The sequence below is a fragment of the Coprobacter fastidiosus genome, assembly GCF_982245605.1.
This window is the reverse complement of sequence record NZ_CEVCIF010000008.1, coordinates 1-21,583: the sequence shown is the minus strand read 5'-3', so window position 1 is coordinate 21,583 and position 21,583 is coordinate 1. Positions and strand designations below refer to the sequence as shown.

Here is a 21,583-nt window from a genome sequence, read left to right as displayed (position 1 = left end):
AGGCTATGACTAAGAAAACAACAATCCAGAAAGAACCCGTAAAACTACGGGAAAAGAAGTTGGCAAACGGTAACGTGAGCTTGTATCTCGACATCTACAGAAATGGGAAACGTCAGAAAGAGTATTTGAAACTTTATCTGATCGATGCCACTACTCCACTGGAGCGTGAGCAGAACAGACAGACATTGGCAACCGCTCAGGCTATAAAATCCAAACGCCTCATTGAAATGCAGAACGGAGAGTATTCTTTCACTCGCCAATTCAAAGAAGATACTCCTTTTTTGGAATACTATCGGAAGATGGTTGAAGAAAGACACAAGAATCCTGAATCTGACGGAAACTGGGGTAACTGGAGAAGCTGCTTGCGTTATCTCGAAATCTATTGTGATGAGAAAACCACATTCAAAGATATTACTCCAGAGTTTATAAACGGCTTCAAGGATTTCTTGAACAATGTGGAAAAAGACACTCACAAGCGTACCGGTCCACGTAGGGAAAGGGATGTGTTTCAAGGATTGTCCCAAAACTCAAAAGTCTCTTATTTCAATAAGCTCCGCGCCTGTATCAACCAGGCTTACGATGAAAGAATCATACCTGTAAATCCTTTGCGTGGAATCGAGGGATTCAAAGCCGCAGAAGTAAAGCGTGACTATCTGACCTTGGAAGAGGTAAAACAGTTGGCTGCTACTCCTTGCCGCTATCCTATTCTAAAAAGAGCTTTCCTCTTTTCATGCCTGACCGGACTTCGTAAAAGCGATATTCAGAAACTCACATGGAGCGAAGTTCAAAAATTTGGAGATTACACGAGAATCGTCTTCAAACAAAAGAAGACTGGCGGACAAGAGTATCTTGACATTTCCTCACAGGCAGAAAAATACCTCGGTGAAAGAGGCAACCCGGAAGATCCCGTATTTACAGGATTTACATACGGAGCTTGGACTTCATTGGAATTACAGCGTTGGAGCATGGCTGCCAATATCAATAAGAATCTGACCTTCCACTGCGGACGTCATACCTTCGCTGTGCTTATGCTTGACTTGGGAGCGGACATCTACACTGTATCAAAACTATTAGGGCATAAAGAACTGGCGACCACACAAATTTATGCAAAGGTGCTTGACAAAAATAAGCAGAATGCCGTATCATTGATTCCAGACATTGATTAAATCCCGTGTTTATGACAAGGCAAGAAACCGTTATAAAGATAACGAAGATTACCCGAATCGTCGGTGAAATGAAAGGTCAATTGGATTTGGATGATGAAATCGAATTTGAAGCACTTGACTCTTCGTGGATGAATATCGGGAAATGGGCGAAAGAGATTTGTCTATATATGGAACAAGCCCCCTCTCCTCTTTTGGCAAACCTTATAACAAATAACGAATTTACCGTCCCGGTCGTAAACTATGTACAAAGTCACAGACAGGAAATTGATTCTGCATACGTCAAGGTTATTGACTGTTATGCGAACAATATGCAAGCGTTGCTGTCACTTTGCGAAAGGCAAGAAGAAGAGGTGAAAGGCGAATATAAAGATTTGATTGAGCCTTTAGCCAATGAACAGGTGGCTACATTATTACAAAGAGCCATACGCGCAGGTCTTTTGGATGAACACTATCAGCCGATGCCGCAAACGAAGCCGCTGCAACTGAAAGTGATAGCCTATGCTGTATCTACCATCTGCAAACTTCCCAGCACCTACATTCTTTTTGAAAAGCAATGGAAAAGGGAATATGGAAAGCGATTCAGCACCTGGCGTGTTCCGAGATACAATACGGGACTTTACGAAACGACCAAAGCCCTCTACCCGGAAGTTGACTTTACTGAATTTGAGCCAACACATCAGACAGAGACATTCTACACGCCACAGAGTGAAGAAGATATAGCAGTGTTGTATCGAGATTTAGTGAAATACGGATACATCGCACCTGACACTGGCTTGAAAACATTTGTCGGCATTTTCAATAAAAAGACATTCAGCAAGCCGGTAGAATGGATTAAAACGCAACGGCAGTTGTCCTTTTTCGTATATCAGGCATTTTACAAATTCAACAAGAAGGACTTGTGGATAAAAGGAGAATGTTGTTTCAGCATAAACGGACACACTCCGCACAAAGCTTGTTTTGTATCAGGTTACAGTTGGATTAAGCGAGCCGGATGGTTGGATAGGTATGATGTTAAATTAAAGACTATCTGTGATAAGTTCAACCACATTGAAAATACGTTCAATGAAGAAACTTCTGATGAACGGCTCATTCATACGAGCAAAGTTGTATTTTACAGTCCGAATAGCGAAGATGAGATACATTTAATGTTCTCCGCCCTACTTGACGGTGGATATATCTCCTCCGACACCACATTTACCGCATTCAAAGGTATTTTCGATGAAACGGTATTTGAACATCCTATAGTATGGATGAAAACACAGACTTCACTTATGTATTTTGTACATTTGGCCTTTAAGCAACACAATCCCTATGATGTATGGGTAAAATGCGTAAACTGCTTCCGCTTGCAAAATGATAAAGTACCTAACAGAGAAAGTATGGATAGTAATTTTCGTTTTATAGTAAAAAAAGGATTGATGGACACATACGACATTCAACTTAAAACCATTGCAGATAACTATCTTAGCACTCAAAACAAAAATGCCATCAACGCAAAGGTGGCAAACAACAATACTTAAAATAATGTTTTATGTCAAAGAAATTATCTTTGCACCTCTCTCTTTTTGAAAAGAGCGATGCGAGGTTTCCAATGGACTCCTGCGCAGACCGGTAAAGAAGGGCTATTCCGGTTGGTTGAGCAAGCCCATAAGTCTTACAAAGACGAAGTCACCACACGGCAAAAAAGTTACAGGCGATACGTGCTTGACTTTATCCATTCAAAGCGATTTCATGATGCAACGGACGCATGGAGCAAAAATGAACATCAAAAGAACTATCACACGGTAGTTGATCTTTTGAAAAACCACGAAAAGCTTGTCCGCAGGTATTTTGACCAAGAAACATTTGATGGCATCGGTGTCTCGATGCTTCTTGAGGATTTTTATACCGCTGACCTGCAGAATGCCATTACACCTATTGAACCCAACCAAACCAGTTCGGGTATTTCGGTATTGAGTGATTCCAATTTTTCTATAGAGCCATTGCTTGACAAACATACCCTTGACCTCATTGTGCAACTCGCCAATGAGGTCTGTTTGTTTAAGGAGGTCCTGAATGCTGACGATGTTGCCGGCCGTTATTCGAAAGACACCTTGCCGACCGTAACCTCTAAGAACAATACCAGGTTGGTATTGCTGTTGGACAAACTGGCTTCACATGATGTTATAAGCTATAATTGGCAGTCCGTAATTGCCAGGAAACGGCTTATCATCAGTTCTTCAGGAAAGAAACACCTGACCCAGCACGATATGTCGTCCACCCTCAATCGCATAAAAGACACGACCCCCAATGTCGCTGACAAGCAGTTTTTGGCAACTATAGACAAGTACATCGTTCTAATTAAAAGCAAAGAAGTGTAACAAAGGAATGACGGTTTGTTGAGAACAGTATTTAGAGTTGTGTTGACACTCAATATTCTCAACATAGTCAAGCAAATACACTTATCTACCTTTGCCCTCCGTAATCGATTACCCACGGAGGGCATACCTCCTATTGTCAAATTCAACAACATCAATCAATGAGACATCGAAGAACGGCAAATGAAAACAATATGCTCTCCAAGATGGAGAACATGATTTCCATGATGGCATCGGAGAAACCCTTTGAACGGCTCCAGACGTTGGAACAAAAGATTAACGAAGTGGATAAAATCCAAACCATCGAAAATTACATCATACAGTTGAAAGAACGTATTTGGGCTGTCAAAGAGGTGCTGACTACTGCTGAAGCTTCCGCTTATCTCGGTTTATCCGAAAGCTATATCTACAAGCTCACTTCACTCAAACAAATACCGCATTACAAACCCAACGGCAAATTGGTGTATTTCAATCGAAAAGAACTTTGCGAATGGGCAATGAGAAATCAAGTACAAACAGTCGGACAACCAGCCACTATAACAGGAGAAAAAATATGAACAGAAAAGAAATAGATTTATTACTCTCTCGCATGGAGGGACTGAAATCGCTCCTTGAAGACAATTCCTTGGAAAACTTCCAGCAAGAAATATTGAGAGTTGAAAATTTCCTGAAACGATTCGGATCTTTGGACGAACTGCTAACCCATCTTGGGAATGTGGAGAAAATCGCTTATACGGCAAAAGATTTTCTCAATATAGACGAAGTGGCAGCGTATCTACAAGTGTCCAAAGGGTACGTTTATAAGCTGACCATGCTAAAAGAGCTTACCGTATATAAACCTAATGGGAAAAATATCTTCATTCTCAGAGACGACCTGAATCAATGGATAAAACGCAACCCTTCCTTCTCCAATAGCGAGATTGAAAGGCAAGCAAATATCATTGCTTATGCCTTGAATCAGAAGAATAAGAACAAAACAACAAGAGGAGGCCGAAAATAATGCAAGCAGATATGATGCAACCCAACAATTACCGGATTGACGAAGCAAAATACAAATCTTTACTGAAATATATCAGGCTGAGTGTTACCGAAAAGTATGAGTTTCCACAGGAAATCGTACAAATAGACGGCGTTACCATTGCCACGATAGGAAATTTCAGTGCTTCCACCGGTAAACCCAAAAGCAAAAAGACATTCAATGTCAGTGCCATTGTCGCATCGGCTCTCTCCGGAAAGGAAATTCTAAAGTACAAAGCAGAACTGCCATCTTGCAAGAATAGAATCCTATACATCGACACAGAACAAAGCAAGTGTCATTGCCACAAAGTACTTCATCGAATCCTTAAACTGGCAGGACTCCCTACCGACCAAGAAAACGACAATATCCAGTTTTTGGTTCTGCGAGAATACACTCCCGACCAAAGAAGAGACATTATACGATGGGCACTCCACGAAGAACAAAACATCGGACTCGTAATCATTGACGGCATCCGTGATTTGATCCATGACATAAACAGTCCCAGTGAATCTCTTGACATAATCAACGAACTGATGAGATGGTCAAGTTATTACGAGCTGCACATCCACACCGTGTTACATCTAAACAAAGGGGATGACAATACCAGAGGGCATATCGGAACTGAACTGAACAATAAGGCCGAGACTATCCTGCAAATATCAAAAAACAATGAAAATGGGAAAATCAGTGAGGTAAGGGCCATGCACATAAGAGACCGGGAATTTACACCTTTTGCTTTTGAAATCGGAGAAGACTCCCTCCCGCACTTGGTAAAAGAACACCAATTCAAAAAGAACAAAATGGACAGACTGACTTCCTATACGGATATGACCGAGCAGCAACACCGAACCGCCCTGGAATCAACCTTCGCAGAAAGTGCGGAATATGGCTATCAGTCTCTGCTTGATGCTCTAAAAAAAGGATACGAGAGCATTGGGTATTCACGAGGAAGAAACACACTGGTAAACTTGTGTAAATTTCTATTGGAACATCATGCCATTACAAAAAACGGCCGTACCTATTCCTATAACCCTTCATTCCACCTCTAACCGGTATGGTTTAGTTTGTGGGTATATATAAGTAAACCATACTAAAATGAATATCAACGAAGCAAAACAGATACGGCTTGTGGAATATCTGCGGATAACCGGCCACCACCCTGTCAATGTCAGGGGTTATCAGTATTGGTATCTCTCGCCGCTAAGGGAGGAACGCACCCCGTCTTTCAAAGTCAATGACAATCTCAACGAATGGTACGACTTTGGACTTTCTGCCGGTGGGGACATCATAGAACTTGGGAAATACCTCTATAAAACAAGCAATGTAAGTACGGTACTGCTGCGTATCAGCGAGAATGCCATTGGTGTGCCGGGACAACAGTTACAGAGCCGAACCGTCCGACCCTGCCCTGTAGAGGATGAGATGGAGAATGTGGAAGTGGTGGATTTGAACCACTACGCCCTACTCTCTTATCTGCGTTCAAGGGGCATAAGTGAAGAAGTCGGCAGAACCTATTGTAAGGAGATACACTATGAACTGCGCAAACGGCACTATTTTGCCATAGCCTTTGAGAACATCAAGGGCGGTTACGAAGTCCGCAATCCTTATTATAAAGGATGTATCAAAGGCAAGGACATATCCGTCATCAGGTACAACAGGGATGTCATCCAAAGACACGTCTGCGTTTTTGAGGGGTTTGTGGATTTCCTCTCTTATCTAATGTTGCATAAAAAGAGAGATTACCACGTATGTGTTGACATCCCGACCGATTTTCTTGTGATGAACTCCGTAAGCAACTTGAAAAAGTGTCTTCTGGAACTGGAGCAATATATTTTCATCCATTGTTATCTGGATAACGACCTCGCCGGGCAAAAGACAGTCGAGACCATTGCCGGACTTTACGGGATAAAGGTAATCGACCACTCCAAAAACTATTACAACTACAAAGACCTGAATGACTATCTGAGGGGAAAAAGGCGTTAGTCTTTGTCTTCCCTCTGATAGCATATCACAACCCATAGAAGGCTCTCCCTAACAAGGAGGGCTTTTCGTGTTTATATACACTCGTAAAACGTCTGAAAATTCATTCAAAGTATGATATTTGAGTATGATTTTAGATTTTTGCCCAAAAATGTTTAAGATTCTGCCTGTTTTCTCAGATATTTTTCAGAGTATGAAAATATTGTATTTCCTTTGCAATCATATTTTAATCATATTCTAATTTCAGACTATAAAAAATATGAAAGCATACTTCATTTTCGTCCTTGTGCTGACCGTAGCATACATCGTATATTATGCGGTAATGATAACCAAAGACCTTCACGGAAACGGTGAAAAGAAGAAATCCGAGGAAGAAGAGTTCGACGTGAGCGAATTTGATGCGGAAGAAAGCGTCAGCGTGGTGGAGAACGACAAGGGGTTCAATGTCGGGGACAACGAGTATGAGACACACTACATTGATGAAACGCAGTCTGTGTCAGACGATAAAGAACCGGAGAGCGAAAAGCACAAGCAGGATGTGGTTGAAGCAATCAACCACAGGATTGAGGAAAGAATGGAAGATACCCATGCCACTTTCTCCAACCCTTACAATTCCGCAGAGCTATACAAATTGATGATGGGAAAAGGTCTTGGCAACTCCCCATCCAACGGAGGTGTAACCATAAAACCGGCAATAGACGAACTATGACAGGATGGAACATCAAAAAAGCAATAACTCCAATCTTCATGCTGCTGCCTTGTGCGGTCTTCGCAAAGAGCGGCAGCGTGAATTACTCCTGGGGCGCAGACGCATTGGCTTCGATGCACGACTTTGTCGTAACGATGATGATGTACGTCCAGTATATCATTTATGCGGTTGCAGGAGGTTTTGCGGTCATAGCCGCATTCCAGATATACATCAAGATGAACACGGGCGAAGACGGAATCACCAAGCATATCCTCACGCTGGTAGGAGCCTGCCTCTTCATTATCGGGGCATCCATCGTATTCCCGGCATTCTTCGGCTACCGAATTTAGAAAATCACGAGTGTAAAACAATAATTAAAGTCCAATTAAAACGAAACAAGCATGTTTGAAAAAGCAAAACGATTCGCAAAGAAGATTGCGACCTCCAAGAAAGCGCAGATGACCTGCCTGATGATGGTGTGTGGTGTAACCGCAATGATGGCACAGACCACCGCAGGAGACTATTCGGCCGGTACAGCGGCATTGACCCAAGTGAGCGAGGAAATCGCCAAGTATGTTCCCATTGTGGTAAAACTGTGCTACGCCATTGCCGGTGTGGTTGCCGTAGTGGGTGCAATCTCGGTTTACATCGCGATGAACAACGAGGAGCAGGATGTCAAGAAGAAGATCATGATGGTGGTCGGAGCCTGTATCTTCCTCATCGCGGCAGCCCAGGCACTTCCTCTGTTCTTCGGTCTCTCTTAAAGCACAGGCGGTATGGACGGCAGAGAGGAACACTATCCCGATTATCCATTGTTCAAGGGGCTTCAACGTCCCCTTGAATTTATGGGTATTCAGGGACGATACATCTATTGGGCGGCAGCTACGATAGGCATTGCCATAGTCGGCTTTATCATAGCCTACTGTCTGGCAGGATTCGTTCTCGCACTGATTGTACTGGCAGTTACCGTAACAAGCGGTGCCGGACTGATTCTGTTCAAGCAGCGCAAGGGGCTGCACAGCAAACGACAGGAACGAGGAGTGTTCATCTATGCCTATTCCAAGAAAATGTAACAGAAAACCATTTGACCATGAATGGATATATTGAATGTTGAACGTGGGTAGGCTTGTCCTTTGATTAGGTCAGCCTGCCCTTAATTGTAAATAACCGAATGATTACATACATCTTCCTGATTTTTATTGCCATTTGCGCAGGCATGGCCATTTCGGTCTATGCCTTTGGCACGGGAGGCAAACGGAAGCGGATATTCCAGGACATCTATTTCTCCGTGGAAAATGCAGACGGTATCGGTGTGATATATACCAAGACAGGCGAATATTCCGCTGTGCTGAAAGTGGAGAATCCGGTGCAGAAGTATTGTGCCAACATCGATGCCTATTACGAGTTCACCCAACTCTTTACCGCCATAGCACAGACATTGGGAGAAGGATACGCCCTACACAAGCAGGACATTTTTGTAAAAAAGAGCTTTGAGGGAATGAACGGTGAGGAACGTGAATTTCTCTCTTCATCCTATTTCCGTTACTTCAACGGCAGACCATACACCGACAGCGAATGTTATCTGACCATCACTCAGGAATCCAAGAAGAGCAGCCTGTTTTCATACGACAGCAAGAAATGGCGTGATTTCCTCGTGAAGATACGCAAGGTGCATGACCAGTTGCGTGATGCAGGTGTTCAGATAAAGTTTCTGGGCAAACAGGAAGTCAGCGACTATGCAGACCGCTACTTCGCCATGAATTTCAGAGACAAGGTAGTCTCCATGACCAATTTCAAAGTGGATGACGAATGTATCTCCATGGGCGACAGGCGTTGCAAGGTATATAGCCTTGTGGATGTGGATAGCGTAAGCCTGCCTTCCGTCATCCGTCCTTACATGAATGTGGAAGTCAACAACAGCAGTATGCCAATGGATTTGGTATCTGCGGTATCATCCATACCCAACGCCGAAGCCGTGGTGTATAACCAGATGATATTCATTCCCAACCAAAAGAGAGAGTTGGCCTTGCTTGACAAAAAGAAAAACCGCCATGCGAGTATGCCCAATCCCGGCAACCAGATGGCAGTCGAGGACATCAAGCGTGTGCAGGAAGTGGTGGCACGAGAGAGCAAGCAATTGGTATATACCCACTACAACCTTGTGGTAGCCATATCCGCAAAGACCGACATCCACAAATGCACGAACCATCTGGAGAACAGTTTTTCGAGGATGGGTATCCACATATCCAAGAGAGCCTATAACCAGTTGGAGCTGTTCGTCAATTCCTTTCCCGGCAACTGTTACGGCATGAATCCGGAGTATGACCGTTTCCTCACTTTAGGAGATGCGGCCACCTGTCTGATGTACAAGGAGCGCATCCTGCATAGCGAGAAGACACCTTTGAAAATCTATTATACGGACAGGCAGGGTGTACCTGTGGCTATCGACATCACAGGAAAAGAGGGCGCGGAAAAACTGACCGACAACAGCAATTTTTTCTGTTTGGGGCCTTCGGGAAGCGGCAAGAGTTTCCACATGCAACAGCGTGGTGCGCCAGCTTCACGAGCAAGGGACTGATGTGGTCATGGTAGATACCGGTAACTCATACGAGGGATTGTGTGAATACGTGGGAGGCAAATACATCTCCTACACGGAGGAACGCCCCATTACCATGAATCCGTTCCGCATCAACCGACAGGAACTAAACGTGGAGAAGACCGGTTTTCTGAAAAACCTTGTCCTGCTGATTTGGAAAGGAAGCCAAGGGACTGTCACCAAGACAGAAGACAGACTGATAGAACAGGTCATCACAGAGTATTATGACACCTACTTCAACAAGTTTAACGGCTTTACACCGCCCCAAAGGGAGGATTTGCGCAAAAGTCTCCTGATTGACGAGCGCAACAAAGGCGGCAACCGTTCCGAAAACGAAGCGGAACTGAACGCACGGATAGAAAAGGTTATCGACGAGATAGAGCGAAGAAGAAAGGAACTGAAAGTGGAATCATTGTCATTCAACACATTCTATGAGTTCTCCGTACAACGCATCCCCGACATCTGCAACGAGAACAGCATTTTGGGGATAGACTTCTCTACCTACCGCTATATGATGAAAGACTTCTACCGGGGCGGCAATCACGAAAAGACCCTGAACGAGAATATGGACAGTTCGCTGTTTGACGAGACCTTCATCGTCTTCGAAATCGATTCCATAAAAGATGACCCGCTCCTGTTCCCCTTGGTGACGCTCATCATCATGGACGTGTTCTTGCAGAAGATGCGCATCAAGAAGAACCGCAAGGTCTTGGTCATTGAAGAGGCATGGAAAGCCATCGCTTCCCCACTTATGGCGGAATACATCAAGTTTATGTACAAGACCGCCCGAAAGTTCTGGGCAAGCGTGGGTGTGGTGACACAGGAAATCCAGGACATCATCGGCTCTGAAATCGTAAAGGAAGCCATCATCAACAACTCCGATGTGGTGATGCTGCTTGACCAAAGCAAATTCCGTGAACGCTTCGACACCATCAAGGCGATACTCGGACTGACCGATGTGGACTGCAAGAAAATATTCACCATCAACCGATTAGAAAATAAAGAAGGACGTTCATTCTTCCGTGAGGTCTTCATCCGCCGTGGCACGACCAGCGGAGTCTATGGCGTGGAAGAACCGCATGAATGCTATATGACCTACACCACGGAACGAGCGGAGAAAGAAGCGTTGAAACTCTACAAGACAGAGCTGCAATGCAGCCACAAGGAAGCTATCGAGCGGTATTGTGCCGATTGGGAGGCTTCCGGGATAGGCAAATCCCTGCCGTTCGCCCAAAAAGTAAACGCTGCCGGAAAAGTATTGAATCTTCATCAACCAAAGACAAAACAACAATGAAACGATACGCTCTCATAATAATGACAATAGCCACGATTTTCGTCCAACAAGCCCACGCCCAGTATTACAGCGTGAACTTCGATGCGAAAACCGTGGCCGCCATGGTTGCAGCCTACGGTACAGGAACTGTTGCCGAGGCATATTATGACGAGCAGGTACAAGCCATCCTGAAACATTATAAGGCTTCGGAAGTGGCAACAGCCGGTATATTCGCAAGCAAATTTCTGGAGCGCAAAGCACTCACTGATTTGGGCATCTGGAGCAGCGCCACGGAAAATTACTACTATCGGAGAATCTATCATTTAGTGGCACACAAGATTATCCCCAAGACATGGATTGTCGCCAAGCTGATGCTCCGTTCTCCTCAGGCCGCCCTTCATTGGGGCAGCTATCTGATGAAGGTGTGTGATGATACCAAAGCCCTCTGTATGCAGTTCGAGAGCATTGTCACCAACAGCACCTTGTCCTTTTCGGACATCGCCTTTTTGGAGTTCAACGAAGAGATAGCCGCTATCTTGAAACTCTCGGAAATCGGCAATGTGGATTGGGAACGCCTCTTTGACGACCTATCCAAAGTTCCAGGCAATTTCACGAAAGAGAACCTGAAAGCCGATTTGGACAAACTCTACCAAATGGGAGCCGGCCTTGCCACTTCGGGTATCACCAACATCGGTAACGCCCTTTTGCTGCAAAACTCTTTCCATGAGCTGATGAACGGCAAGGTCAGCAAGGTCATAGACATCTATGAGCATTACAGCGGTCTCTTCGAGCAGTTGGAAAACAATGCAGGACAGACCATACTCGGTATCGTGGGCGGTCCGGACAATGTGGCAGGATTGTTCAAGTTCAGTGATTACAACCTCACTTCGTGGATTACCGATTATTTAGATGAGACTTCGGGCAGCTATTATACCCAGCGGTGGTATATCGCCAGACGTGACCGTGGCAGCGTGCCGCTTTGTGACTATGTGCCTCCGACCGATGACAAGAGCATTCTTGAAGGTGGCGAATGGACCCGCTTCAAGACAAGCGATCCGAATTTCTATCCCAATGCCTCGCAACGGGAACAGGCCCTTTCCAATTCGGAGCGTTATGCAGGATGGTCAAGAAACAGGGTGCAACAGCTCAACAATGCCAATGACGGATTCAATTACGCCATCAATTATTATCAGCACAGTTACGTCATCAAAAAAGGAAAGAAGCAGACCAAGAAAGCATACGCCTACGAAATCCACGTCACGAAAAGTTGGGACAACGAGGAAGTCGTTTACGAGGATCTGTTTGACTCCTACTCCATGGACTTGAACACTTTCAAGGCACAACTAAATGCACTTTTGTCAGAGTTCAACGAGAACGAAGACGGGTATGTCTATTATATCGCATCCGACAGCCGGAAATATTATCAGGCAACCAACGAAGAGAAGCTGAAAGGCTGTGAGACGGTAACAATCAGTGTGACCTGTTCGGATGGAGCGACACTTGGGCAGGGAACGACCCAGTACAAGTGCCGTAAATGCGGAAAGTCGCTTAACGCCCATTCTAAAGAGTGTGCGATGAAGACCACAGCCGAGAGCGAAGAACTTGACTTGTCGGAACTGGACGCTCTACAACGAGAAGCGGACAACAAAGTCTATTCGCTCCAATCTCAAATATCGGCATTGGAGAAAGAAAATGAATCCCTTATCAAACAGATAGCAAATGCCAGTGTGGAGGATGCTGTCTCACTCCGTCAGAAATACAATGAGAACAAGGCGGAAATAGAGAGGCTGAAGCCGGAGCTTGCCACCTGGCAGCAAAAACAGGCTGAAATCGCACAGGCGAAAGAAGAATCAAAAAACGACAATGATGTGGCGACCGATGACTACTACCGCATCCCGGCAATCATGCAGGACTGCAAGACGGCTTACAACATCACTTGGCAGGATAACGGCTCTTGGAACGGCTACACTTTTATCAGAAAAGGGACGATACCCAATATCAACGGTATCATCACGTTCAGGGCAACACTGAAAATCGCACGCAAACCGAAATATTTTCTAGGTATCAAGATACACAGAGCCATCCTGCAAATCTCGTGGGACTTGACCACGGAATATTCCGATACCCACGTGGTGGAAGTAATGACACTCGATCCCGGCATGAACGAAAAGGAGAAGGCGAAGTTAGTCAACGACCGTATAGCCGAGATTGCGAAAGAATATCCGAAATGCAAGATAACTACGGAATATGCACGGACAGCCCCACAGGATGACACGAAAACCAACGACATGTACCATCTACTTTGGTCGAGCGACCGTCTTGAGATTGCCCGTGAAGTGGATTCCCGGCTTACGAAGATTTATGCGGACTTGGTATCGTTGGAAAAGATGATGCACTACAAGCGCAGTATCATCGACGTGCTGAAGGATGTGCTGCCACCAATCAATGACGAAGAGGGGCGCAGGCTGTCCCTTGTGGAAGAGTGCCACGACCGATGGATGGAGAACGCAAGAAACAAAAAGAACAAGGAGGGCAAGCGATGAACACAGGCAAGACATACATATTAGGACTGATACTCATGCAGCTTGTCCCTTTGTCCGCAAAGGCACAATGGAGCTTTGACATAGGTACGGTGGAAGCCTACATCAACGACCATAAGCAACAGCGCAGCCTTTTGCTGGCCCGCTCCACATTGGAACACAGCAACAAACTCCTGCACGAATACAGCCGTAAGGAGACTGTCGGTTACAAGGAGTTGAACGTGGATTTGGATAAATACACCAGAGCCTTCGATGTGATTGACGTGATGTACCAGTCGCTACGCACGGCGTTGAATGTCCATTCCACCTATCAGGGAGTCAGTGACAGAATCTCGGACTACAAGGCAATGCTTGAAGATTTCAACGAAAAAGTCATCAAACGAAAGCACATCGAGCTGGCAGATACGCTGATACTCTCCATCAATGCCAGAGCCATACGGATGATAGCCCAGGAAGGCGAATACCTCTACAAGTCCGTGAGCGATTTGGTATTGTACGCCACAGGAGCGGCAGTCTGTTCCACTTCGGACTTGCTGATGGTGCTGAACAGCATCAACCATTCTTTAGACACTATCGAAAGACATCTGAACAGGGCCTACTTCGAGACGTGGCGGTACATACAAGTCCGTATCGGCTATTGGAAAGAGAAAGTCTATCGCACCAAAAGCAAACGGGAACTTATAGACGATGCTTTCGGCAGGTGGAGGCAATCAGGAAAACTGGATTATTGACAACGAAAAAACAGAGAAATATATGAAATGGATATTGACAACAGTAATGATGATGGCTGTGACAATCGGAGCGAAAGCCCAATATGTCACTTACAACCACGATTCTCCCAAGATGAATCAGATTACAGTGGGAGAAACCGGAGTCGGTGCTCTCAAACCTGAACTTTATTACACGTTGCTGCACAACAAATACAAGAAAACGGCAGCAGTAAAGAACAAGCTCGCATTCCGCACGACGGCAGGTGTGGCGTCCTATCAACAGGTGGACGAGGCAGAAGCCATTGACTCCGCACTGACCAGCCGGGCCAAGATTGAAGCCTTGAATGTGGCAGACCGACAAGTGGATTTGGCCTGGCTTGCGGAAAAGGACAAGGTGGAATCACAGATGCGGCAGTTTCAGAAGAACATTGACCGCATAATGATGACAGGCGGCTCGCCAAAAGAAAAAGAACGGTGGAACGACTATTACCGTGTCTATCAATGCGCAATCAAGGCAACAAGGGATGCCTATATGCCCAACGCGCAGCGTAAGAAAGAGTATCTGCAAATCTATGCCGATGTCTCCCGGCAAAACGATGTACTGGTGAAATATCTCGTCCAGTTGAGCAACCGCAATGCCACGAAGAATCTCCTTTCGGCAACGGAGAACCGCCCGATAGACAAAAGAAGCATTATCAGCAATGCCATGAGTCGCTGGAATGAATCCCGGTCAGCAGTGCGAGGGTCGCAGAATGATGACGGAAACGAAGACGGTAATGAGAGTGTGAACAGATAAAATTAAATGGAAAAATAGATGGCAAGCGGAGATATACTTTCAGATTTCGGCATCAATCTGCTTGAAGAAGAGATTGATGATGTGATTTTTCAGACCAACGAGTTCCTGACGGATGCCACCTTCACAGGTTCACAAGGCCCGTTTTGGTGGTTACTGGTGGTTAGCGCATTTTTCTCGCTTCTGTCATTTGCAAATCATTGATATTCAGCAATATTACGAAACCATGTATCGTGATACAAATCCCTGACGGGACAAAAACGGGACAAAACCACAGGAAAATAAAATCAAGAACGCTCTTTGCCGGACATCCCTTGCCGTGAATACCCTTTCACGACACAAAGGTACGCTTTTGTCCCGTGAATACCAAGCATAAACCCATAAATTTACTACAAATATGCTGTCAGACAATACTTTCTGCGGAATTGGGCATTTTGAGATAGATACATCAAATATCGGGACTCTGCATCTTCGATTTGGTGTAAAATTCCTGTTAAAATCTGTTTAACGGCATTTGTACACTATGATTACTTTGCCGTTGGACAATGCGTATCGAAAGTGTACAAGCTCTTTGCCGCTTTTGTGGCATCTGAATGTATGCCTAATCAGGATGTTACCTAAGTAATGTGACACGGAACAGTAGCCGGACAATGCGACAAGCGTCATATTGTACAATGTATGAAATTCGCTGATTTTCAAATCATTAAAGAGCTATAATGCAGGCAATTATATCGTCCTTTTTTAGCTGAATTACAAATCAAACCATATACATTTGCGACCGAAATTGATTAACAAGGCAATAAAATACAACGATTATGACGGAAAACAAAAACTCAAAAATGAACCTCGAACAGGAGCGCAGGATTGCGGAACTCCAAGAACGGGTGAACAGACTGGAGAACCTTTGCTATGCGGCCAAGGAAATATTGAATTTAGAGGAAGCGGCAACCTTTCTCGGTATTGCCAAAAGCACCCTTTACAAGATGACCCACTTGAACCAACTGCCGTACTTCAAGCCGTCCGGAAAACTCATCTTTTTTGAGAAGAAGAAACTCATTGAGTGGGTACGCGGCGCAAAGTCCATGTCCGTTGAAGAAATCAAGGAGGAAGCAGCCGCCAAGATTATGGAAATGAACGAAAGGCAGTAAAGCATTATTATTCACACTAAAATCAAAATAAAATGGAACAGACTAAGAACATGGAACAGACCGGAGCAGCTTCGGCCATCCACATCGAGAAAAAGAACGAGAACAGAAAACGTGAGGCAAGCGGAAAGGATGTACAAGCTATCCGCTCGTTTTTAGAAAGTCTGAGTGTTTACGAGGCGGACGCATTGCGTGTGGGCATTGCCATTGCAGACGGTAAAACCACCGCGGAAAACATTTCATCGGATGACCGCCTTGCGCTCAACCGTTATCTCAACAGCGGAAAGGACAACGAACGGATGACTGCGGACAATGCGCAGGCACATCGGTTGAACCGTGCGTTTCAACTATTGGAGCGTGTAGCGGAGTTTTGCGACAAGCGGCAATTAGTAACGGTGAATAGGTCGTTGCTATCCATCGCCGTGGATGCGGCAGACATCAGCCGAGCCGTTTCCTCACTTGACAAGCGTCCAGCACCGGGGCAACCGTTCCCCAATAGCACAGGCATCAGTGGCGCAGGAAAGTAACCGTATGCGGTTGGAAAATTCAAATGACCGATGAAAATCCACTATGGATATGGCTGCATCCCGTTCCTTTTTTTCCCTTATTTCGGATTGGAACACATTTAGTAACGGGTGTTGCTTATCAGCGAAACAGTTTTACGCTTGCGCATTACACAAAAGGATGAAGCCGTGCAGGGAACAACGAAAAACTAACAGTCAATTCCGTACATACTTTTGTACGGCTTCATTCCATTCTTACAACAGAAGCATCACATTTATATCACACTTATAGAAACAAAATTTTATGGACAAGGAAAAATACAGTTTCTTGAACCCGAAAGGGATTGAAACTTTTGCGTTCATCTTTTCGGGCAATGCACTACAATGGTTGCACGGAACAACAACCGATGACAACGGCAGGAAAATCGGCAACTTCACATTGTTTGGCGACCTCTTGGCAAGGATGGCTCTTGCGGACGGTACGGCCAAAGGTTTCTACAGACCGCTCACGCTGTCAGTCGGTCAGGCGCAGTATTCCGAAGAACAGCTTTCAACACAATGGAGCATGGGCAGGAAGCGCATCCGCCGCCTGTTGGACGAACTGGCAAGACTGGAACTCATAGACACCTCCCGTTCAAGGGTTGCGTCCGTGATGACTTTTCCATGCCTCCTGCAATGGATGACAAAGGATGGCAGCGTAGTTTCTAATCCGTTCATCCACAAACAAAGGGAAAGAATAGAACCGCTCTAAATGGTGGCAAACGGGCAGACTGGCTGATTTCCCGCTTTCCCGTTGTTCTCCAATCCGGCAAATCATCCGGCACACATAAGGCTTTCCGATGGCTAACGTAAGGGATGAATGGCGTGGAGCGTCAGCGTTGAGTTGCGAGATATGCCGAGGTATTACCGCCTTCGGACGGTATTACCACGACACTCTCGCAACGGTCTGGCAGCCCGTTGTCCTTGCCGCTCGCAGGCTCGCACCATCCCTTTTGTAGATACCGTATTATTCCATTTTAAGAACTTTTGTTTATGGCATATGAAGAAGATACTTCCAAGCAGCAATCCGAACAGGAAAAGCCTGTTGTAAGGCGTGACAAGGTGGTGGTCACCAAAGTCACGGAACAGGAGCTTACACAAATCAAAAGCACCGCCAACCAATGCGGCATGACCCGCAGCGACTTCATCCGTGCAAGGGCACTCGGCTATAAGCCAAGATTGAGGCTTTCCGATGCGGAATTGGATGGTTTGCGCCAGCTTGCGGCTTGCAGGACGGACATGGTGAACTTCGCCAACGCCCTGCATGGTTTGAGCGACAATGAGAAGGTAAAACTTTTCCGGCACCAGCCGACCATGCTTGACTGGTACGAGAAAGTGGCATATGTCACGAACCGTGTCACCGACTTCTTGCAGTCCGCACAGACGGCCAACAGCTATCCGGCAGGAACAACAAACGAAAATGCAAAGGAGGACTAAGCATGATAGCCAAGGCAAAGGCCGTAGCCCACGGCATTAGGGCAATGCTGTATGTGTCTGGTGAATCGAGGAACAAGAAGCATCCCGAAAGGATAATCCGTATCTGCGACAACTTCATGCCGCAGGGAATGGACGCGACAGGCATTTTTACGGAAATGAAGTTTGCCACGATGAACCATCCGAACATCAAGAACAATATCATTCGCATGGAGATAAGCCCGGCGATGGAGCATACCGAAAACTTCACTTTGGATGATTGGCGGGAACTGTGGCATGACTTCGCCGCCGCTTTCGACATGCAGGAAATCCGAGACAAGGACGGCAAGGTGGTTTCCGAGCAGACAAACATATCGGGCAGCAAGTCATCCGTCTGGCTGCATGAGGAATCCGACAGCAGAATACCCCATCTTCATGCCATCGTCAGCCGGATGGACGAAAACGGGAACATCAACAACGACCACGCCATACACCTCCGCGCACAACGGGCGGCGGAAATGATAGCCCGGCAAAGGGGATGGACTACGGCACAACACATACACGAAACCAACATCCCGAAAGTCAGTGCCGACTGCATGGAAGTCTTGCGCGAACTTGACAACTGGTCATGGGACGGCTACCAAGAAAGGCTTGCCGCCAAAGGTTACGAGTTATATTTGCGGAAAGATAAGAAAGATGTCATTCGTGGCTATGTGCTTCTTAAAGGCAACACGAAATTCAAGGCATCGGAACTTGGAAAGGGACGCAACCTGACCGCATCACGCATCAGGCAGACATGGGAAAAGCTACATTCCGGCAATGAGCAACAAGTCCGTCCGGCAACCAAACAGCCAGTTGTACCGACACCGAAACCATCCGTTCTTAATGGTACGGAACATAGGTCACAGCCATTTGTACAACATCGTAATCCTATATTCGAGGATTATACCACTTATAAATCCAATCACCAGCCCACAGAGTTTGAATATGACGGCGAGACCTATAAGCGTTATCTTCCAGACAAGGTGCTTGACTTCTTCAACTATGAGTTCGACTATCTGGAACTGGCCAACTGGCAAGCCCTGCAAAACCTTGCGATGGCTTACTTCACTTTGATAGCATCACCCTACGAGGTGACATCGGGCGGCGGTGGCGGCGGTTCGCAGTCTGACTTGAAATGGGGGCGTGACCCGAAAGAGGATGAGATAGAGTTTGCCCGTAGATGTGCGCAGGCCGCTTCAAAGAGAATCGGCAGACATTCCAAAGGCGGAATAAAACGTAAATAAAAAACTAAAAAACAGAAATGCAATGAAACAACCCGATACGGCAGCACTCCGTGAGAGGCTTGCCAATTATACACCCGAAGATGAGTTGGAACAGGATAAGCAGGAACTTGACGGACTGACTCAGGAAGTCAACTGCCAGCTAATCGAGTTTCGCAATCTGCTGAAAGAAATCAATGCGCTCAAGGAAGAACTGCACGGCATACACGGTAGTTTGAAGCATACCGTCCAACGTGAACGAACTGCCTTCAATGCCTTGGTTGCGGCAAAAGACAGTGCGGACAATATCATGGACGGCATCAACCGTGCCATTGTCAAAGCAGAACAGCACACCGTCATCCGTGCCAAAATCGGTACCGATGAACTGGCGAAAGTGCATCAATGTACAGCCGACCATATCAAGACCGAAGAAGAACTGTTGGAGAAGCACTGTAAGAAAATGGCCAAACGCCTCCAAAGCAATGAAGGCATTTGGCTTTCTACACCGTGGCTCATATTCGTGGTGATAGTTTTGTCTGTAAGTTATCTTGCCGTAATTTTATGGGCTATATACAAAAGATGAGTTACACACTTTTACTTTCCCAATGATTTGAACATTTTGGTAATGCACCGCTTCTTTTGTTCCATATTGGGATGGACGTAAAGGTTGAGCGTAGTTGAAATGTTTGAATGACCCAACAATACGCTGACAGTTTTATAGTCACATCCGGCTTCAATACAACGGGTGGCGAAGCTGTGCCGCAGACCGTGATATTTCAGTTTGGGGATGTCGAGCTTCGCCATCAAACCATTGTAATAGTTACGATACGTGCGTGGTTCTGTTGGACGCTCATCATTAGTAAGCACATAAAAATCTTCATTGACCACCTTTTTCAACGGTTTAATCATAGACAACAACTCCTTGCTCATAGGAATTTCGCGGCAGGAGTTTTTTGTTTTGGGTGTGTTGATGACCAACTCCGTATGCTTTTTCTCACCCTCAATGATATAGATGCGTTCAATCGTGCGACTGACCGTTATTGTTCCATCTGCCACATTGATGTCGCTCCACTTCAAAGCGCATATTTCTCCAATGCGCAGCCCTGTACTAAGGCTGATATAAATTCCCAACCCAGTAAAGGTAAAGTGGCTCTGAATGTAGTTCAGAATCTTTCGGTGATTGGCGACAGACAGCACTTCCAGTTCCTTGCTGGTGGAGGTCGTGGGGTATTTTATATCCCATTCGTAGTAAGTCATCCATTCATTTTTAACTCCGAACTTCATCACCATTTTAAGGACTATCAGAATGTCCTTTACTGTTTTGACACTTAGGCCGTTTCCTAACTTTTGCAAGACGAATGCCTGCACTGCCTGTTCGTGGAGTGAATCACCGTCCCCGAAATATGGGAGGACGTGGTTCTCCAAGATTAACACATAAGCCGCCATCGTGGACTGCTTTACATAAGGCCGCTTGTACTCTTTCCAAGCTGCCGCAATTTCTCTAACTGTTTTATGAATCATGATTTCTAAATAATTGGTTCTTATAATTAGAGAAATATAGTGTGGTTAGTTCCGGCTTTGAGATTTCCGGAGTTCAGTAGAGAGTGGAAAAGGCACAAACTATCAGAGATTTGTTCATTCTATTCAGGAGGTACTCCTTCTTCTTCAAAAAAGGAATTCTACAATGGAAATATTCCATTTATACGTTCTGGAGAATTACATAAGGACAAAACAGAATTGTTCATAACAGAAGATGGCTTAAATAGTTCCGCTGCAAAATTGGTGGAAATAGGCGACTTGTTATTAGCTTTATATGGAGCTACAAGTGGGGATATTGCTATAAGTAAAATCAAAGGAGCTATAAATCAAGCAATACTTTGTATTAGGACTAAACAAAACAAGAAATTTATAGAATCTGTTTGGAATAAGCATGTTGAAAGATTACTCCAAACATATTTGCAAGGAGGTCAAGGTAACTTATCCGCTGACATCGTCAAGAACATTCCATTCTATTTTGCGGACTTGGAAGAACAGGATAAATTAGCAAACTTCATTTCTTTGCTGGACGAGCGCATTTCTACTCAGAACAAAATCATTGAG

General features: G+C 45.4%; 23 protein-coding genes and 1 pseudogene. 23 read left to right on the top strand and 1 reads right to left on the bottom strand.

All coding sequences use genetic code 11. The features are described from left to right. The first annotated feature begins 5 nt into the window (after positions 1 to 5). From AC0UMU_RS03510 to AC0UMU_RS03405, 22 genes and pseudogenes are all read left to right on the top strand, one after another. Positions 6 to 1,166 (top strand): site-specific integrase, encoded by a 1,161-nt coding sequence (locus AC0UMU_RS03510; RefSeq protein ID WP_008770795.1) that lies wholly within the window; start codon positions 6 to 8, stop codon positions 1,164 to 1,166. An 11-nt stretch (positions 1,167 to 1,177) separates the two neighbouring features. After that, positions 1,178 to 2,686 (top strand): hypothetical protein, encoded by a 1,509-nt coding sequence (locus AC0UMU_RS03505; RefSeq protein WP_250698933.1) that lies wholly within the window; start codon positions 1,178 to 1,180, stop codon positions 2,684 to 2,686. Positions 2,687 to 2,743: 57 nt separating this feature from the next. Next, positions 2,744 to 3,526, top strand: a complete 783-nt coding sequence (locus AC0UMU_RS03500) for a hypothetical protein (protein ID WP_250698934.1) — start codon at positions 2,744 to 2,746, stop codon at positions 3,524 to 3,526. A gap of 158 nt (positions 3,527 to 3,684) precedes the next feature. Next, on the top strand, positions 3,685 to 4,080 hold the full coding sequence (locus tag AC0UMU_RS03495; RefSeq protein ID WP_217730934.1) for a helix-turn-helix domain-containing protein: 396 nt from the start codon (positions 3,685 to 3,687) through the stop codon (positions 4,078 to 4,080). Continuing rightward, a complete protein-coding gene (locus AC0UMU_RS03490) occupies positions 4,077 to 4,523 on the top strand; it encodes a helix-turn-helix domain-containing protein (RefSeq protein ID WP_217730933.1) in 447 nt (148 codons plus the stop codon). The genes AC0UMU_RS03495 and AC0UMU_RS03490 overlap by 4 nt, the downstream gene beginning before the upstream one ends. Beyond that, positions 4,523 to 5,590, top strand: a complete 1,068-nt coding sequence (locus AC0UMU_RS03485; protein ID WP_032943295.1) for an AAA family ATPase — start codon at positions 4,523 to 4,525, stop codon at positions 5,588 to 5,590. Before AC0UMU_RS03490 ends, AC0UMU_RS03485 begins: the two co-directional genes overlap by 1 nt. Before the next feature lie 46 nt (positions 5,591 to 5,636). Then, positions 5,637 to 6,524 (top strand): DUF8464 domain-containing protein, encoded by an 888-nt coding sequence (locus tag AC0UMU_RS03480; protein ID WP_217730932.1) that lies wholly within the window; start codon positions 5,637 to 5,639, stop codon positions 6,522 to 6,524. 256 nt (positions 6,525 to 6,780) lie between these two features. After that, entirely contained in the window at positions 6,781 to 7,230 is a 450-nt protein-coding gene (locus tag AC0UMU_RS03475) for a hypothetical protein (RefSeq protein ID WP_149877112.1), read from the top strand. After that, positions 7,227 to 7,559 (top strand): DUF4134 domain-containing protein, encoded by a 333-nt coding sequence (locus AC0UMU_RS03470; protein WP_050553478.1) that lies wholly within the window; start codon positions 7,227 to 7,229, stop codon positions 7,557 to 7,559. Before AC0UMU_RS03475 ends, AC0UMU_RS03470 begins: the two co-directional genes overlap by 4 nt. A 51-nt stretch (positions 7,560 to 7,610) precedes the next feature. Then, complete coding sequence (locus tag AC0UMU_RS03465) at positions 7,611 to 7,973, top strand: DUF4134 domain-containing protein (RefSeq protein WP_057097650.1); 363 nt, start codon at positions 7,611 to 7,613, stop codon at positions 7,971 to 7,973. Positions 7,974 to 7,985: 12 nt separating this feature from the next. Beyond that, positions 7,986 to 8,282 carry a DUF4133 domain-containing protein gene (locus AC0UMU_RS03460; RefSeq protein ID WP_007850397.1) on the top strand — a complete coding sequence of 99 codons (297 nt, stop codon included), beginning with the start codon at positions 7,986 to 7,988 and terminating at the stop codon, positions 8,280 to 8,282. Positions 8,283 to 8,380: 98 nt separating this feature from the next. Continuing rightward, positions 8,381 to 11,099: pseudogene (locus tag AC0UMU_RS03455) on the top strand (TraG/VirB4 family ATPase). Beyond that, the gene (locus AC0UMU_RS03450) at positions 11,096 to 13,621 is read left to right on the top strand and encodes a FlxA-like family protein (RefSeq protein WP_217730930.1); all 2,526 of its coding nucleotides are present in this window, start codon (positions 11,096 to 11,098) and stop codon (positions 13,619 to 13,621) included. Before AC0UMU_RS03455 ends, AC0UMU_RS03450 begins: the two are co-directional and overlap by 4 nt. Further along, complete coding sequence (locus tag AC0UMU_RS03445) at positions 13,618 to 14,349, top strand: hypothetical protein (protein WP_217730938.1); 732 nt, start codon at positions 13,618 to 13,620, stop codon at positions 14,347 to 14,349. The genes AC0UMU_RS03450 and AC0UMU_RS03445 overlap by 4 nt, the downstream gene beginning before the upstream one ends. Before the next feature lie 22 nt (positions 14,350 to 14,371). Further along, positions 14,372 to 15,124: a DUF5045 domain-containing protein gene (locus tag AC0UMU_RS03440; RefSeq protein WP_250698918.1), complete on the top strand. Its 753-nt coding sequence runs from the start codon at positions 14,372 to 14,374 to the stop codon at positions 15,122 to 15,124. Positions 15,125 to 15,142: 18 nt separating this feature from the next. Beyond that, a complete protein-coding gene (locus AC0UMU_RS03435; RefSeq protein ID WP_227035152.1) occupies positions 15,143 to 15,325 on the top strand; it encodes a hypothetical protein in 183 nt (60 codons plus the stop codon). Between the two features lie 611 nt (positions 15,326 to 15,936). Next, positions 15,937 to 16,269 (top strand): helix-turn-helix transcriptional regulator, encoded by a 333-nt coding sequence (locus tag AC0UMU_RS03430; protein WP_007487647.1) that lies wholly within the window; start codon positions 15,937 to 15,939, stop codon positions 16,267 to 16,269. Between the two features lie 32 nt (positions 16,270 to 16,301). Beyond that, the gene (locus AC0UMU_RS03425; protein ID WP_008665471.1) at positions 16,302 to 16,793 is read left to right on the top strand and encodes a hypothetical protein; all 492 of its coding nucleotides are present in this window, start codon (positions 16,302 to 16,304) and stop codon (positions 16,791 to 16,793) included. Positions 16,794 to 17,073: 280 nt separating this feature from the next. Then, positions 17,074 to 17,520, top strand: a complete 447-nt coding sequence (locus AC0UMU_RS03420; protein ID WP_007487650.1) for a hypothetical protein — start codon at positions 17,074 to 17,076, stop codon at positions 17,518 to 17,520. A 281-nt stretch (positions 17,521 to 17,801) separates the two neighbouring features. Beyond that, positions 17,802 to 18,245, top strand: coding sequence for a plasmid mobilization protein (locus AC0UMU_RS03415; RefSeq protein ID WP_008665473.1), 444 nt, complete (start codon positions 17,802 to 17,804; stop codon positions 18,243 to 18,245). A gap of 2 nt (positions 18,246 to 18,247) precedes the next feature. Continuing rightward, entirely contained in the window at positions 18,248 to 19,507 is a 1,260-nt protein-coding gene (locus AC0UMU_RS03410) for a hypothetical protein (protein WP_007487654.1), read from the top strand. A 22-nt stretch (positions 19,508 to 19,529) separates the two neighbouring features. Continuing rightward, positions 19,530 to 20,066 carry a hypothetical protein gene (locus AC0UMU_RS03405; RefSeq protein ID WP_008665475.1) on the top strand — a complete coding sequence of 179 codons (537 nt, stop codon included), beginning with the start codon at positions 19,530 to 19,532 and terminating at the stop codon, positions 20,064 to 20,066. A gap of 11 nt (positions 20,067 to 20,077) precedes the next feature. Here the strand turns inward: AC0UMU_RS03405 and AC0UMU_RS03400 are convergent, their stop codons facing one another. Next, positions 20,078 to 21,004, bottom strand: a complete 927-nt coding sequence (locus AC0UMU_RS03400; RefSeq protein ID WP_007487658.1) for a tyrosine-type recombinase/integrase — start codon at positions 21,002 to 21,004, stop codon at positions 20,078 to 20,080. Between the two features lie 39 nt (positions 21,005 to 21,043). Here AC0UMU_RS03400 and AC0UMU_RS03395 point away from each other — a divergent pair. Beyond that, positions 21,044 to 21,583, top strand: a 540-nt coding sequence (locus AC0UMU_RS03395; protein ID WP_473979868.1) for a restriction endonuclease subunit S, incomplete at its 3' end; no start/stop codon positions are given.

Coding starts and splice junctions, on each gene's coding strand:
- AC0UMU_RS03435 (WP_227035152.1), top strand. CDS start 15,143: ATGGCAAGCGGAGATATACTTTCAGATTTCGGCATCAATCTGCTTGAA.
- AC0UMU_RS03470 (WP_050553478.1), top strand. CDS start 7,227: ATGACAGGATGGAACATCAAAAAAGCAATAACTCCAATCTTCATGCTG.
- AC0UMU_RS03480 (WP_217730932.1), top strand. CDS start 5,637: ATGAATATCAACGAAGCAAAACAGATACGGCTTGTGGAATATCTGCGG.
- AC0UMU_RS03425 (WP_008665471.1), top strand. CDS start 16,302: ATGGAACAGACTAAGAACATGGAACAGACCGGAGCAGCTTCGGCCATC.
- AC0UMU_RS03460 (WP_007850397.1), top strand. CDS start 7,986: ATGGACGGCAGAGAGGAACACTATCCCGATTATCCATTGTTCAAGGGG.
- AC0UMU_RS03445 (WP_217730938.1), top strand. CDS start 13,618: ATGAACACAGGCAAGACATACATATTAGGACTGATACTCATGCAGCTT.
- AC0UMU_RS03500 (WP_250698934.1), top strand. CDS start 2,744: ATGCGAGGTTTCCAATGGACTCCTGCGCAGACCGGTAAAGAAGGGCTA.
- AC0UMU_RS03510 (WP_008770795.1), top strand. CDS start 6: ATGACTAAGAAAACAACAATCCAGAAAGAACCCGTAAAACTACGGGAA.
- AC0UMU_RS03475 (WP_149877112.1), top strand. CDS start 6,781: ATGAAAGCATACTTCATTTTCGTCCTTGTGCTGACCGTAGCATACATC.
- AC0UMU_RS03485 (WP_032943295.1), top strand. CDS start 4,523: ATGCAAGCAGATATGATGCAACCCAACAATTACCGGATTGACGAAGCA.
- AC0UMU_RS03505 (WP_250698933.1), top strand. CDS start 1,178: ATGACAAGGCAAGAAACCGTTATAAAGATAACGAAGATTACCCGAATC.
- AC0UMU_RS03440 (WP_250698918.1), top strand. CDS start 14,372: ATGAAATGGATATTGACAACAGTAATGATGATGGCTGTGACAATCGGA.
- AC0UMU_RS03495 (WP_217730934.1), top strand. CDS start 3,685: ATGAGACATCGAAGAACGGCAAATGAAAACAATATGCTCTCCAAGATG.
- AC0UMU_RS03410 (WP_007487654.1), top strand. CDS start 18,248: ATGATAGCCAAGGCAAAGGCCGTAGCCCACGGCATTAGGGCAATGCTG.
- AC0UMU_RS03415 (WP_008665473.1), top strand. CDS start 17,802: ATGGCATATGAAGAAGATACTTCCAAGCAGCAATCCGAACAGGAAAAG.
- AC0UMU_RS03490 (WP_217730933.1), top strand. CDS start 4,077: ATGAACAGAAAAGAAATAGATTTATTACTCTCTCGCATGGAGGGACTG.
- AC0UMU_RS03400 (WP_007487658.1), bottom strand. CDS start 21,004: ATGATTCATAAAACAGTTAGAGAAATTGCGGCAGCTTGGAAAGAGTAC.
- AC0UMU_RS03430 (WP_007487647.1), top strand. CDS start 15,937: ATGACGGAAAACAAAAACTCAAAAATGAACCTCGAACAGGAGCGCAGG.
- AC0UMU_RS03405 (WP_008665475.1), top strand. CDS start 19,530: ATGAAACAACCCGATACGGCAGCACTCCGTGAGAGGCTTGCCAATTAT.
- AC0UMU_RS03450 (WP_217730930.1), top strand. CDS start 11,096: ATGAAACGATACGCTCTCATAATAATGACAATAGCCACGATTTTCGTC.
- AC0UMU_RS03465 (WP_057097650.1), top strand. CDS start 7,611: ATGTTTGAAAAAGCAAAACGATTCGCAAAGAAGATTGCGACCTCCAAG.
- AC0UMU_RS03420 (WP_007487650.1), top strand. CDS start 17,074: ATGGACAAGGAAAAATACAGTTTCTTGAACCCGAAAGGGATTGAAACT.